At 50.6% G+C, this 13,912-nt stretch carries 12 protein-coding genes and 1 pseudogene; 3 read left to right on the top strand and 10 right to left on the bottom strand.

Annotated elements, in window-relative coordinates; all coding sequences use genetic code 11:
* Positions 1-8 precede the first annotated feature (8 nt).
* The 4 genes and pseudogenes from EDF88_RS02060 to EDF88_RS02040 form a co-directional block, all read right to left on the bottom strand.
* A complete protein-coding gene (locus EDF88_RS02060; RefSeq protein ID WP_134182543.1) occupies positions 9-512 on the bottom strand; it encodes a GNAT family N-acetyltransferase in 504 nt (167 codons plus the stop codon).
* Positions 513-522: 10 nt separating this feature from the next.
* Positions 523-2,806: pseudogene (locus tag EDF88_RS24850) on the bottom strand (NtaA/DmoA family FMN-dependent monooxygenase).
* Positions 2,807-2,869: 63 nt separating this feature from the next.
* Positions 2,870-4,006 carry an amidohydrolase gene (locus EDF88_RS02045; protein WP_064518983.1) on the bottom strand — a complete coding sequence of 379 codons (1,137 nt, stop codon included), beginning with the start codon at positions 4,004-4,006 and terminating at the stop codon, positions 2,870-2,872.
* 10 nt (positions 4,007-4,016) lie between these two features.
* Positions 4,017-5,051: an LLM class flavin-dependent oxidoreductase gene (locus EDF88_RS02040; protein WP_134182537.1), complete on the bottom strand. Its 1,035-nt coding sequence runs from the start codon at positions 5,049-5,051 to the stop codon at positions 4,017-4,019.
* 310 nt (positions 5,052-5,361) lie between these two features.
* On the opposite strand from EDF88_RS02040, the gene EDF88_RS02035 reads away from it, so the two are divergent.
* Genes EDF88_RS02035 through EDF88_RS02025 form a run of 3 tightly spaced genes read left to right on the top strand, consistent with a single transcriptional unit; the run spans position 5,362 to position 7,024 of the window.
* A complete protein-coding gene (locus EDF88_RS02035; RefSeq protein WP_208326118.1) occupies positions 5,362-5,685 on the top strand; it encodes a helix-turn-helix domain-containing protein in 324 nt (107 codons plus the stop codon).
* Positions 5,670-5,984, top strand: coding sequence for a HipA N-terminal domain-containing protein (locus EDF88_RS02030; RefSeq protein ID WP_064518987.1), 315 nt, complete (start codon positions 5,670-5,672; stop codon positions 5,982-5,984). Before EDF88_RS02035 ends, EDF88_RS02030 begins: the two co-directional genes overlap by 16 nt.
* A gap of 2 nt (positions 5,985-5,986) precedes the next feature.
* Positions 5,987-7,024: a HipA domain-containing protein gene (locus EDF88_RS02025; protein ID WP_134182535.1), complete on the top strand. Its 1,038-nt coding sequence runs from the start codon at positions 5,987-5,989 to the stop codon at positions 7,022-7,024.
* Between the two features lie 42 nt (positions 7,025-7,066).
* Here the strand turns inward: EDF88_RS02025 and yfaU are convergent, their stop codons facing one another.
* From yfaU to EDF88_RS01995, 6 genes are all read right to left on the bottom strand, one after another.
* The gene (yfaU, locus tag EDF88_RS02020; RefSeq protein ID WP_134182533.1) at positions 7,067-7,870 is read right to left on the bottom strand and encodes a 2-keto-3-deoxy-L-rhamnonate aldolase; all 804 of its coding nucleotides are present in this window, start codon (positions 7,868-7,870) and stop codon (positions 7,067-7,069) included.
* Complete coding sequence (locus EDF88_RS02015) at positions 7,867-9,162, bottom strand: MFS transporter (RefSeq protein ID WP_134182531.1); 1,296 nt, start codon at positions 9,160-9,162, stop codon at positions 7,867-7,869. The genes yfaU and EDF88_RS02015 overlap by 4 nt, the downstream gene beginning before the upstream one ends.
* A gap of 99 nt (positions 9,163-9,261) precedes the next feature.
* The gene (rhmD, locus tag EDF88_RS02010) at positions 9,262-10,467 is read right to left on the bottom strand and encodes an L-rhamnonate dehydratase (RefSeq protein WP_134182529.1); all 1,206 of its coding nucleotides are present in this window, start codon (positions 10,465-10,467) and stop codon (positions 9,262-9,264) included.
* A 23-nt stretch (positions 10,468-10,490) separates the two neighbouring features.
* Positions 10,491-11,282, bottom strand: coding sequence for an IclR family transcriptional regulator (locus EDF88_RS02005; RefSeq protein ID WP_134182527.1), 792 nt, complete (start codon positions 11,280-11,282; stop codon positions 10,491-10,493).
* Between the two features lie 281 nt (positions 11,283-11,563).
* Entirely contained in the window at positions 11,564-13,228 is a 1,665-nt protein-coding gene (gene tsr, locus EDF88_RS02000; protein WP_134182525.1) for a methyl-accepting chemotaxis protein, read from the bottom strand.
* Positions 13,229-13,314: 86 nt separating this feature from the next.
* Positions 13,315-13,902, bottom strand: a complete 588-nt coding sequence (locus EDF88_RS01995) for a PadR family transcriptional regulator (RefSeq protein WP_083962993.1) — start codon at positions 13,900-13,902, stop codon at positions 13,315-13,317.
* Positions 13,903-13,912: the final 10 nt, after the last annotated feature.

The raw sequence follows: 13,912 nt of genomic DNA, 5'->3' as shown, positions 1-13,912 counted from the left end.
AGTATTCCTCAGGCCGTTTTGCTCAGACGAGCCAACTCTTTGGTAAAACGTAAGCGGCCGTCGAACGGAGCCACACTGTATTCTTCCCGGTTACGGTGAATATCAAACTGCGGTTGGTAGCCAAGACTCAGATAAAGCTTCACCGCTTCTGGCTGGCGAAAACCGGTAGTCAGATAGATATGGCGATAACCGGCAACCTGCGCCCGACTTTCCAGTTCACGCATCACTCGTTGAGCAAGCCCTTGTTGGCGTAGTGCAGGATGCGTCCAGATACGTTTAACTTCGGCTGTCTGTTCGTCGAAAGGCTTATACGCGCCGGTGGCAATAATCTCGCCGTCACGCTCCAGAACAATGAATAACCCCTGAGGCGCCAGATACCATTCGGTCAGTTCGACTTCCGCATCACGGGAAAAATAGTCCCCATAGCGCGCTTCATATTCGCCAAATAGCCCAGCAATAATCGGCTGCAGTTCTGGCGCCTCGGGTGAAACATCACGAAATTGTTCACGCATATTTTGCTCCTTAATCGCCAAGACCGGCGGGGTTAACTTCAGATGAAGGGATTTGCTCTACACCTTCTCCCCAGCGGTTCAGTACTTTGTGGTAATCACCATTTTTGATGACGCCATTAAGCGCGGTTTGTACCGGTTCCACGAGCCCACTGCCTTTCTTCAACGTGACGGCAATATGCGCAGCTTTCGGCCAGCCGCCATCAACTACACCAACTAATTGGGTTTTCTGCGTGAGTGCTGCCTTCCAGGCTCCCGTTACATTGGGGCCAAAGAACGCATCGGCGCGACCGGACTGCAATGCCAGCGTTTGTGCCGCATCGTCTTTGGTATAAACCGGGGTGAAAGGTTTAAGCCCTTTCTTCAGGTTCTCTTCATTCCACGCCAGCAAAATAGATTCCTGGTTGGTTCCCGAGCCGACGATAATGCGTAGCCCGGCAATGTCCTCTGCTTTCTCAATCTTCTTGATTGGGCTGTTGGCTTTCACGTAGAACCCGAGCGAGTCTTTACGGTAGGTGGCGAAGTCAAATTTCTGTTTGCGCTCTTTGGTCACGGTAATATTGCTGATTGCCGCATCGTATTTCCCTGATGCCACACCCAATGGCCAGTCCTCCCAGGATGTGGGTACGACGTTGAGCTCAAGTCCTAAGCTGTCAGCCACCAGACGTGCAATATCGACTTCGCTGCCGAGCAACGTTTTGTTGTCTTCAGCAAACACGGTCAGTGGGGGTGAGTTAAGCGCTGCAACTGCCACGGTGAATTTACCGGGAACCGCAAAATGATGATCTTTTGGCAGCTGTGCTACTGCCGATGGATTCACGGTCGTGTTAATTGGTGTTTTATTGGCTTCGAGGCTGACGCCAGTGCCATTAATGGTGACCTCTTGCGCCAAAGTTTGTGCCGAAGAAAGTGCCAGAGCGATAGCAAGGATTAGCGATATTTTTTGCATAGCAGGTTCTCTTTTTTATTGTGATGTTTGGTGTTTGTTACGAAAACTGATTTACGGGTTCTGCCAGGCCCAAACTTTCGCGCAGCGTGGTGCCGGGATACTCCTTGCGGAACAAACCTCGGGATTGCAGTACCGGGACCACTTCATCGACAAAGCGTGGGAAGGTATCTGGTGTACCGCCCTGAATAATGAAACCGTCAGCAGCATAGCTTTCAAACCATTGCTGCAAACCATCTGCCACCTGCTGTGCCGTTCCGGAAAAACGTGGGCGTGGTGATGCGGCTTCAAGCGCGACCTGGCGCAGTGTCAGATTGCGAACGTGAGCATTACGTTTGATTTCATCTGTAGTGCTGCGGAAGCTGTTCTGCCCCAGATCACCAATATCAGGGAACGGTTCATCAAGTGGATACTGGCTAAAATCGTGGTGCTCAAAGTAGCGGCCGAGGTAATTCAGAGCATCGTTAATTGAGACCAGTGCGGCGGTCGTTTGATATTGGTTCTCCACATCGTCAGCATCTTTGCCTACAATCACGCTCACACCCTGGAATATGTGCAGGTCTTCATGACGGCGGCCATGAGTTTCCAGCTGTTGTTTAACATCCCGATAGAAATGTTGCGCTTCTTCAAGGGTTTCATGATGGGTGAAAATAGCATCTGCATGGCGGGCGGCTAATTTCTTGCCGTCATCCGATGCGCCAGCCTGGAATACAATCGGACGCCCTTGCGGTGTGCGGGAAATATTTAATGGCCCTGCTACCTGGAAGAAATCTCCGCGATGATCCAGCGTATGTAATTTATTGGGGTCAAAGAATTGCCCACTGGCTTTATCACGGATAAATGCATCTTCTTCCCAGGAGTCCCACAGCCCTTTCACCACATCCAGATATTCATCAGCAATGCGGTAACGCAGCGCATGTTCCGGATGTTTTTCCCGGGAGAAGTTCTTCGCCGAGCCTTCCAGTGGCGATGTCACCACGTTCCAGCCCGCACGTCCTTTACTCAAATGGTCAAGGCTTGCAAACTGGCGAGCGACGGTAAAGGGTTCGCTATAGGAGGTAGAAAGTGTGCCAACCAACCCTAGATTCTTAGTGACGCTGGCTAATGCTGACAGCACCGTTAATGGCTCAAATCTATTGAGGAAGTGAGGGATCGATTTTTCGTTAATATATAAACCGTCTGCGACAAATAAAAAATCCAGCTTGCCCGCTTCTGCTTTTAACGCTGTCTCTTTCACAAATTCAAAACTAATGCTGGCATCAGCAATAGCTGCCGGGTGACGCCATGCCGACATATTTCCTGATGCGCCATGTAAGATTGTTCCAAGACGCAGTTGTCGATTATTTGACATATGTACCCCTTTATTTAGGCTGCACGCATCCCGGGGAGTGATACCCCTGCAAATGAGCAATAGTTAATTTTTTAGTAATGCCTGTTCAGCAAGTGTCGCGAAATATCGCGCCGCATTCTCAATTAATGCCTCATCCGGATTAAACGCCGAATGATGTAAACCATAAGGGCTGGCGCTTCCAATACTGACAAACGCACCGGGAATGGTTTGCAGATAAACAGCAAAGTCTTCGCCCCCCATATGCAATTCGGAGGTTTGTGTCTTGTAACCCACATTTTCTGCGACCTGCATAGAAAACGCCGCCCATTTCTCATCGTTGATTAACGTCACCGGCCCGTTAAACCACTCCACTTCAATTTGTGCGCCAAATGCACTGGCTAAGCCGGAAGCAATTTCGCGGATACGTTTCTCGACCTGTTTCTGAATATCGCCACGATGAGTGCGCACCGTTCCTTCAAGCTCGACGTTTTCAGGCAGCACATTCCAGGTATTCCCCCCTTGTATGCGTGTCACACTCACCACCACTGAATCCAGCGTATCGATATCGCGGCTGGCGATAGTTTGCAGCGCGATAACCAACTGACTTGCCAACACAATCGGGTCGTGGCCTTCATGTGGGCGAGCGGCATGCGCACCTTTCCCTTTCACCCGCAAAACAAAACGATCGACATTGGCATAAAATGCGCCGCCTCTGGTGGCAAAGGTGCCGACCGGTAAACCGGGTTCGTTATGCATCCCAAAAATAGCTGAGACATTTTCCAGAGCCCCAGCCTTAATCAGTGCCTTTGCGCCGGTAAAATTTTCTTCCGCCGGTTGAAACAGCAAGCGAACGCGACCCGCCAATTGGTCTTCACGCTCCTTAAGTAACAAGGCTGCGCCGAGGATGACGCTGCTGTGAACATCATGCCCGCAGGCATGCATCACGCCTTCATGTTGTGAGCTAAAAGAGACACCGCTGGTTTCATGAATAGGCAGTGCATCAATATCAGCACGCAGCGCAATCACCTTATCGCCGTGCCCTACTTCAGCCACCACACCAGTGGCCAGTGTGTACGGCAACAGACGCAGCCCTGCGGACTCCAGCCAGTGACGTATGCGAGCGGTAGTCGCCACTTCCTGACCGGACAGTTCAGGGTTCTGGTGGAGCTCACGTCGCCAGTCGATAAGCTGTTGTTCGAATGTCTGTGTGGCGAATGTCATTGTCATCCCCTTACCAGGCTTCATGCTGTGCAGTAAAGGAGGTGGCAAAATCAGACATGGGTTTCTCGGTTGTTTTACCTGCCAACAAACGTAGCGACTGCAAACGTGCAACCGGGTCGGCAATTGGGGTATCAATAATAAATTCGTCGATGCCAAACTGCTGACTTAATGCCGCAAGCCCGGCTTGAACGACCTCGGCGGTGCCTTTAAGCAGCGAAGGTTCTCGGCGTTCGATTTTTTTGATGGCGCTGCCTGCCTGGCGAGCAAATGCGTGAGCCTGCGCTTCACTGGCGACACTAACACGTTGGTTGTTTTCAAGCTCAACGCTCCAGATTTCAACCAGGCTTGCCAGTTCATCGGCGGTATCCGCATCAGCGGCCACAATCACCTGCACCGCCACTTGCGTGTCGCGCTGGCTTTTGCTGCGCCAGGTGTTAAGAACATCGCGCATTAGGGTTTTATCGCCATTCAGATGGGCGGCGTAGACGAAATTCCAGTTAAGATTTGCGGCAAGCTCTGCGCTCTCAAGGCTTGCGCCCAGTAAGAAGCGCTCAGCGCTTTGTGCAGGAACCGGTGTTGCGCGTAAGGTTTCCTCGTCATCCTGCGCTGCTGGTAGTGAGAGCCAGTTATCAAGCTGAGTGAGTTTTTCCGCGAACGACTCTTTATCTTGCCCGGCACGTTGCAATGCTTGCGTGGAAAGCGGCAATCCCCCCGGCGCTTTACCTACACCGAGATCCACACGGCCCGGAGCAAGGCTTGCTAATAAATTGAAGTTTTCCGCCACTTTATAAGGGCTGTAATGTTGCAACATCACCCCGCCGGAGCCGACACGAATGCGGCTGGTTTGCCCAACAATCCAGGCAATAAGCAACTCAGGAGACGGACTTGCCAGACGGGAAGTGTTGTGGTGCTCGGCAATCCAGAAACGGTGATAACCCCAGTCTTCGGCTTGTTGAGCCAGATGTAATGTGTGCTTCAGAGCGTCGCCAGGAGTGCCATCCTTTGCGACCGGACTTTTATCCAGCAGGCTGATTCGATAAGACATGCGACAAACTCGTATTGTTTAACATGCCTTAATTAATAAGGTTTTCGCCAACACGAGTGAAACAATTAATTTACATTTAGTTAGCCAAAAACTGGATAAGCCCCTCCGCTACATTTGAATAGCTCACATTTGGTCTCTATTGGTTTTTTTTAATCATAAAAAGACCTTTTATGACACCTTTGATTGACATTGGTCCATAAATGACCCATTTTTATTATTAATTTAGTAAAAAGACCATTTATGACACTTTTGATGAAAGGTGGCTCATAAAAAACCTATTTTTATAAAAATATCAATCTAAGGGTCATATATGAACTATGACAATGCAACGCTCGAAGCCAAACTGCATACCATGAGCGAATTATTGAGTGACGTTAAAAAAGCGGTGGCGTTGCGAGCACAAGAATCGGACCTGGCGCTAACCGAGCAGATCATTACTGAGTCTGAGCAGTTGGGGCAACAACTCAACCAACGGCGCAAAGAATTAGAGATAGATTTGGCAACCCTTGAACTGCAAACGGGTGTGTCGGCATCAACGTTGAAACGCCTGTTTAAAGATCCCGACCAGGTCAAATTTGGTACCGTATTGCGAGTTGCTGACGCATTAGGAGTAAAACTGTGCGCCGCCGTGTAGGAGTGTGGTTATACGGTGAATCCGTGGGTGAATTGCGCCAGGACGATGACGGTTTTGCGTTTAGTTACCATGCCGACTATATCGGGCCGCCGCTCTCCTTAAGTTTACCGGTGCGTGTCGGCCATTTTCACAGCCGAACACTACCGCCCTTTTTTGCATCATTAGCACCTGAAGGTTGGTTGAAAATGCGTTACAGCCAACTACAACAACGCGATGAGCAGGATCTACTCGGTATGCTGATTGATAACGGCAAAAACCTGATTGGCGCAGTACAACTGGTCAACATTCAGGAGGATTAACAATGCGCTGCCACATTCTTTTGACTCCGCTGGTGCAGACCAAAGAGCGCGAGTCAGGTTATTCGAACAAAGGCCTCAAGCATCTGACCAGCTCCGGTAAGGTCAACCCGCAGCTGAGTTTTACGCGCAGTGAATTTATTCACGAATTGCCAAAAGCCCAGCGCGGAATGAGTATTTCCGGGTATCAGCCGAAACTGCAAATGGTGGTACGCGATGGCGAATTTGCGGTGGTAGAGCATCAGGGTGAATACATACTCAAACCCTCTCCGGCCGAATTTCCTCATCTGGCGGAAAACGAACACGCCACAATGACACTCATGGCGCGACTGGGGTTTGACGTACCGCCGCATGGATTAGTGAGTTTTGCGCCCGAAGGAAATGATACCGAGCGTGAGTTGGCCTTTGTTATCCGCCGCTTTGACCGGGATATGATAACCGGGGTGGCTATTCACCAGGAACAACTTGATGCGGCGATGAATGTCGGTGAAAAGTACGGCAAAATCGGCAGTGACGGAAAACAATATGTTAGTTATCAGCAACTGGCTGCGTTCCTGACCCAGCATGTAAACAGCAACCTCGCCTTTAAAATCGACTTGTTCCGCCGTATCGCCTATGCGTATTTGCTGGGTAATAACGATATGCATCTGCGCAATTTCGGGTTGATGCACCCGAGGGTCGGCGTACCCACGCTATCCCCAGTTTATGACTTTGTCTCTGTTGCACCCTATCCGGCTATTTTTAGTTCCGGATTTATGGCGCTGCCTCTGCTTATCTGTGAAGAAGGCGACCGAGAGTTGGCCCCAGGTTTTAAAACGGCATATGGAGAATATCTGGGAATGGATTTCCGGGAGCTTGGGTTAGGCATGGGCTTAACCGAGAAGCTGATTGTGAAACTGCTTAACGATTTGCAAAAAGAGAGCCGGGTTGTTGAGTCCGTATATCGTGATTCATTTATGCCCGCAGAAGATGTGGAAGCGACGTTGCAATGTTACCACCAGCGCCTGGATCGTATGATGCGATTAGATGAAGCAGAGTTGTAGGTCGGATAAGCTCAGCGCCATCCGGCCTACAATTAAGGAATATTAATAACTGTTTTTATTGCTGGTTTTCACGGGGGTATTGCGGAACAACGCCAGGCGTGAATCGAGCGCCTGGGTGTACAGCATGGTATCAACGCCGACCGCGACAAAATTCGCTCCCCACTCAATGCACTTGAATGCCATTTCCGGGTTAACGGCCAGGAATCCGGCGGCCTTACCCGCCTGACGAATACGCCGAATGCTCTGCTCAATGATGCGTTGCACTTCCGGATGGTTGGCGTTGTCTGGATAGCCAAGTGAGGCAGACAAATCTGCCGGGCCGATAAAAATACCGTCGATACCTTCGACATCCAGTAAAGCGTCAAGGTTATCCAGCGCGGTTTTGCTTTCAGCCTGAATTAACACGCACAGTTCATCATTCGCCTGCGCCATATAATTATCGACCCGCCCCCAGCGTGCCGCACGTGCAACGCTTGCGCCAACGCCTCGAGTGCCGAGCGGCGGATAACGTGTCGAGCTGACAATTTCCCTGGCTTGTTCCGGGGTATCCACCATCGGAATAAGCAGCGTGCGCGCACCAATATCCAGCATTTGCTTGATGATGCTTCTTTGCCCTTCAACCGGCCTGATAACTGGCTGGCTGCGGTAAGCGGCAATTGCCTGCAACTGATGATAAAGATCCTGCACGGTATTCGGTGCATGCTCACCATCAATAAGCAGCCAGTCATAACCGGAAGTCGCCGCAATTTCAGCTAAATATGAGGAAGTACTGCTCAGCCACAGCCCAATCTGCACCTCGTTATTGAGGATGCCCTGCTTGAAAGGGTTAGTTAAAATTGAATTCATATCGATTCCTTTTCGTTAATTGTGGCAAGGGGTGCCTGTTTTGCCACGCGCAGCGTGAAGATAATCAATGAGCCAATAATGGCGATGCCCGCCAGCGCTAATAGTCCAGCGGCATTGCTGGCAAAAAAAGTTTCAGCTTTGACGCGAATCAGCGGAGCGAGGAATCCGCCAACCGCACCAAACAGGTTCACAAAACCAATCCCTGCGGCCAGCGCTGTTCCTGAAAGAAGTTGTGTCGGCATCGTCCAGAAAACCGGCTGTACGGCAATAAAACCAATGGCTGCGACGCATAACGCGACAATAGCGAAGACAGGACTGACTAAACCGGAAACCCCAATTCCTATTCCCGCCGCGAGCAGCGTCAGCGCCGCCACATTTTTGCGATCGCCGGTTCTGTCGGAATAACGCGGGATATACCAGGTTCCAAACAGCGCGGCTATCCACGGAATGGCCGTGACCAGGGAAGCGGTAAAACCCACTTTGGTGCCCATCAATTGCGCCACTTGCGTTGGCAAGAAGAAGATCAGTCCGTATACCGCAATCTGGATGGTCATGTAGATGATGGCGAGCTGCCAGACACGGCTATTGCTGATGGCATCGACAAAACGAGATGTTGTTTTTTTCTCGTCTTCAAGGGCCAGTTGCGCCAGCAATACCCGCTTCTCTTCTTCCGACAGAAAACGGGCTTTCTGTGGGGTATCGTCGAGATAGTAAAAGGTGAAGACACCCGCGCCCACGGCCAGCAACCCCTCAATTACGAACATCCAGAACCAACCTGGGCTGCCCATAAACCCATGCATTTCCAGTAACGCACCGGAAAGCGGCGAACCGAGCGTTAACGCCAGCGGCGCCCCCATATAAAACAGCCCCATAATGGCGGCGCGATTTTGCTGCGGGAACCACTGGGAGGTGAGATAAATCATGCCTGGAAAGAAGCCGGCTTCAGCCGCACCCAGTAACGTACGAACAATCAGAAACTTCGCTTCGGTATCGGCGTAACCCATCGCCGCCGACAGCGCTCCCCATAACAAGGTTGTGCCGCCAATCCAGCGCCGGGCGCCCCATTTACGCAATAGCAAATTGGCGGGTACGCCAAGGAAGGCATACACCACAAAGAAGATCCCCGCCCCCAATGCATACACTTCGTTACTTAACCCGGTGTCTATCTGATAAGTCTCTTTCGCAAACCCGATATTGGAGCGATCAAGAAATGCCAGAATATAGAGCGCGAGCATGAAGGGAATCAGACGTGCACGGTTCTTTTTAACTGCGCTGTTCAATACGGAATTCATAGCAGAATCCATCATAGTTTCCCTCTGAATGAGGCAAATAAAAGTTACAGTGTCACGATTAAAGAATATGAATACCCTGTTAAACGTGACACTGAATGATTAATGGCTATAAGGACGTTTGAGTTTTAAATCCCGGTTCAGCTCAACGCCAAAGCCTGGTTTATCCAGCACCGACTTGTGCATACGCCCGTTCACTGGCACCGGTTCATTAAGCAAGATTGGGTCAAATTGCGGACGCAGAGTTGAGCAGTCCGAGCTGGTCATCAGGAATTCACTAAATGGTGTATTGGTGAAGGTAATCACCGCGTGATGGGAATACACCGAGGAACCATGCGGTACCACCAGTTGACCACGGGATTTAGCGATGGCGGCAATTTCTACCAGCGTCGTCAACCCGCCGCACCAGCCCACATCAGGCTGCATAATATCGATGCCCGTTTCCGCCAGCGTGCGGAAGGATTGCAGCGTGCCATGGTGTTCACCACTGGTGACCATCATGCCCGCCGGAGCATTGTGTTTGAGCTCGCGATATCCTTCGTATTGTTGAGGCGGCAGGCACTCTTCAATCCATTTCAGATTGTAAGGCGCACAGGCATGAGCCAGTTTGGTTGCGTAATTCACATCCTGGCTCATCCAGCAGTCAAGCATTAGCCAGAAGTCTGGCCCGCATTTTTCGCGATATTCCGCTACCATGGCGGCGTCTTTACGGATTCCTGCCTCACCATCGTGCGGCCCCCAATGGGTTGGCATCTTCCCGCCGATAAAGCCCATCTCTTTCGCCAGGTCCGGGCGTGCACCCGTGGCATAAAACTGAATTTCGTCGCGCACGGCACCGCCAAGGAGCTTATACACCGGCACTTCCAGCACTTTGGCGAACAGATCCCACAACGCAAGATCGACACAAGAGATGGTGTTCATCACCAGACCACCAGAGCCGGAGTAATACATGGTGGCAGCGAGCATTTGGTCATGGATCAGTTTGATGTCACTGACACATTTCCCTTCAATGAAACGGTTGAGGTGTTTTTCAACGATAAAGCAGCCCATTTCACCTGCAGTGGAAACAGCAAAACCGGTCTGGCCATTATCTGCTTCCACTTCCACCACTAAGGTGCCAAGTACGTTGATCCCAAACGACTGGCGTGACTGCTCATATTGCGCATATTTGCTCATCGGTGTGGCGATATGGTCATCAATCCAGTGCTGATTACCCTGATCGTGGTAATCCGCCCCGCCGCTGCCTTTTTCAGCAGTCGCACCACCCAGGTACCAGGCTCGAACATGTTTGATTTTAGGTAACTTCATTGTTTATCTCCTTATGAAATACGTTAAGAGGCTTTCAGGTCAAATGGACTGCGCCAACCGAGTAAACGGGAAATGTCTTTGGCGCAGGCAATAGTCTGGCTGGCTATCAGGTCGCGATTGTCATCGTTTATCTGGAGTCGGGTTCCTACCACTGAGATAGCGGCAGTAAGATTGTTGTGCCCGTTAAACACCGGAGCGGCGACGCAGCGGACGTCGACATAATCTTCGCCCCGGTCATAGCTCCATCCTTGATAGCGGATTTTTTCTATTTCCTGGAGCATCCGCTCTGGGGTGGTAATTGAGGTCGGCGTGCGTGAGCTGAAATTAAGCCCGGCCACGATATTTTCACGCAGCGGCGATGGCTGCCAGGCAAGAAGGCATTTGCCAATCCCCGAACGGCTCAGAGAAAGACTTTTTCCTTCATGCGAACGCACACTGATGGTGGAGGAAGATTCAATTTTGAGAATGTAATAGGCATTGCCGCCATCAATAATCCCCAGATGGCAAAGCAGACCTGTTTGCTCCATCAACTGAGTCAGCCGTTTACGGGCAATATCTCGCAGGTCGATTTTACTGAGCGCGTGTTCTGCGAGTTCAACAAGTTTTGTCCACAGGCAGTAGTTGTCTTCGACAAGGGTTAAAAACCGGTGTTTTTTTAATTCCGCCAGCAACAGATAAAGCGTGCTTTTGGGGATACCCAGTTCATTCATCAGGGTTGAGGCGCTTGATGGCCCATGCTGCGCGATGAAATTAATAATTTCGATAGATCGCGTCAGTGCGGGGACTTTGCTTGATTCAATTGGCTTCAATTCCATTAGGCTGGACTCCAGTCTGTTCTGATGGAATCAAGTGTGGCGGCGCAGACGATGGGCTTATGTGAATAAGCTCAAACTTTTCTGTCTGGTGGCAGGGAATTAAGATTTTTGCGTAGAAATATGTGAGAAAACACGCAGATTTATTCTGCGGTAGTACAACTGGCTGTACTGATTATGCGGATAAGAGAGGAAAGTCGGATATCGCTTGCGCTAATCCGACCTGGTTTTTCAATTTCGAGGGGGATAAACGCAGCGTCATCCCCTCCTTCACATCACAAAAATCAGAAGGTTTCCCAGTTCTCGTTTGAATCGTTTACCGGTGCTTTGCGCTTCATCACCGGGCTACTGGCCAGTTTCGGCTCAGCAGTGCGGGGTTCATTTTTGGTTTCCTGGCCAATACGGAACACGGCAACCGCCTGAGTCAGACGGCTTGCCTGGTCTTCAAGCGCTGATGCAGCAGCGGCAGATTCCTCAACCAAAGCGGCGTTTTGCTGCGTTACACGGTCCATTTCAGAAACCGCCAGCCCGACCTGGTCGATACCACGGCTTTGCTCATCAGATGCAGAGGCAATCTCACCCATAATATCCGTCACACGCGTGACCGCATTGACGATTTCGCCCATGGTTTCACCCGCACTTTCAACCAGCGTTGAACCGGTATCCACTTTATTGACGGAATCTTCAATCAGCCCTTTAATCTCTTTCGCCGCCTGTGCACTACGCTGCGCCAGGTTACGCACTTCACCGGCAACAACCGCAAAACCACGTCCTTGCTCACCGGCACGCGCAGCTTCAACGGCGGCGTTCAGCGCCAGAATATTGGTCTGGAAAGCGATACCGTCAATCACGCTGGTGATGTCAGCAATTTTCTTCGAGCTACCGGCGATGTCATTCATGGTACGCACCACGTTATCCACCACTTTGCCGCCCCTCTGCGCGGTTTCTGATGCGCTTAAGGCCAGCTGGCTTGCCTGACGGGCGTTTTCCGCATTCTGTTTCACGGTCGCGGTTAACTGTTCCATGCTGGCAGCAGTCTCTTCAAGCGAAGCGGCTTGTTGTTCAGTACGGGAAGAAAGGTCGTTATTACCGATAGAAATTTCGCTGGCACCGCTATAAATCGCATGTGCGCCATTACGAACTTCGTTCACTGTGCTCACCAGCTCCGACTGCATATGACGCAGGCTTGCTGCCAGTTGGCCCATTTCGTTGGTCCCTTGCACATCAATAGAATGCATCAGGTCACCGTCCGCAATATGACGGATGTTATCAATCAAGCGATGCAAAGGTTCGATAAGGGTTTTCTTGATACCCAGCCAAACGGTAATAATCGCCGCAACAACCAGCGCCAGAATTACAACCAGGATCCAGATGGCCTGCGAGTAAGACTGGTTATTGTCGTCTACCGCTTGTTGATACAGGCGGTCATTTTGTTGCAGGTAGGTGACGTACTGCTGCTCAAAACCATCCTGATATTTCTGGGTTGGCTGGTCGAAGAACTCATTAATTTTGCCTGCGCCAAGCAGTTGAATGAGCTCGGCCAACGCACCGTGGTAAATCACATAGTTGCGTTTGATTTCATTGATTGACTCTTCGCTCTGACGCGGGTCGCGTGGCAAGGATTCATATGCCGCCCACTCTTTTTCGGCCTGCTTTAACGACTGGCTGGCAATCAGCATCAGCTCATTTACCGTCGCACCGCTACCGATATTGTTGGTATCCATCATATGGCGGATACCGGCACGGTTTAGCGTGTTACGAGTCTGCAATAACGCAACCCAGCTGCCGTTGAGTGTGGACTGCTGCTGGCGAATAGTTTGCAGTACGGTGAAGTTTTCTTTGTCGTTTTTCAGCGCGTTGAAGAACAACCCGCCAGACGTCATTTGTAAAATGCCGAATAAACCCAGCACAAACAGAAGGCTGGTTACAACTTTTATGCGATTTAACATGCTAATTTGTTCTCATGGCAACAGAAGCATATAGTTTCGGCAGATTTGGGCGAATCTTTATGCTTCATTGTCGAGAACTGGCGAAATTAACTGCGTTCGATATCCTTCGCGGCCTGATCAAGGGTATCGATGATTTTATACAGCGTCTCTTTCGGCAAATCGCTCTGGCCAAGTTTGGTATTGAGCGCCATTTTGAAGTTATGGATGGCACGCTGTATTTCAGGAAGCCGGCGGTTATCGCCTAATACTCCTAACGATTCAAGCCTCGAGATAATATGGCCGAGGTGCTCATGTTGCTGAGCAAGTTCGGCATGTCCTTCTTCGGTTAGCATCCACGCTTTTTTGTTACTTTCGCTCTGCACTGCACTGATAAACCCCATCTCCTCAAGCAATGAGAGGTTCGGGTAAATAATGCCAGGGCTTGGCACATATTCACCTTTTGCCGTGGCCTCGATGGATTTAATCAGCTCATAACCGTGGGCTGTGTTGGCTGAGAGGAAGTGCAGGATCAGCAGACGAATGTCGTTGGCATCAAACAAGCGTTCACGGCGCATCCGCGCTTTACCTTCCATTCCCCCGTGTTCGTGATGACCATGATGGCCACCGTGTAAACCATGCTGTTCATGGCGTTCATGTTTGGCGCAAAAACGATGATGAATATGTTGGATTCTCATGTTCGTTTCC

Source organism: Buttiauxella sp. BIGb0552, from assembly GCF_004366275.1.
Classification (GTDB): Bacteria; Pseudomonadota; Gammaproteobacteria; order Enterobacterales; family Enterobacteriaceae; genus Buttiauxella; species Buttiauxella gaviniae.
This window is presented reverse-complemented; position numbering and strand designations above follow the sequence as displayed.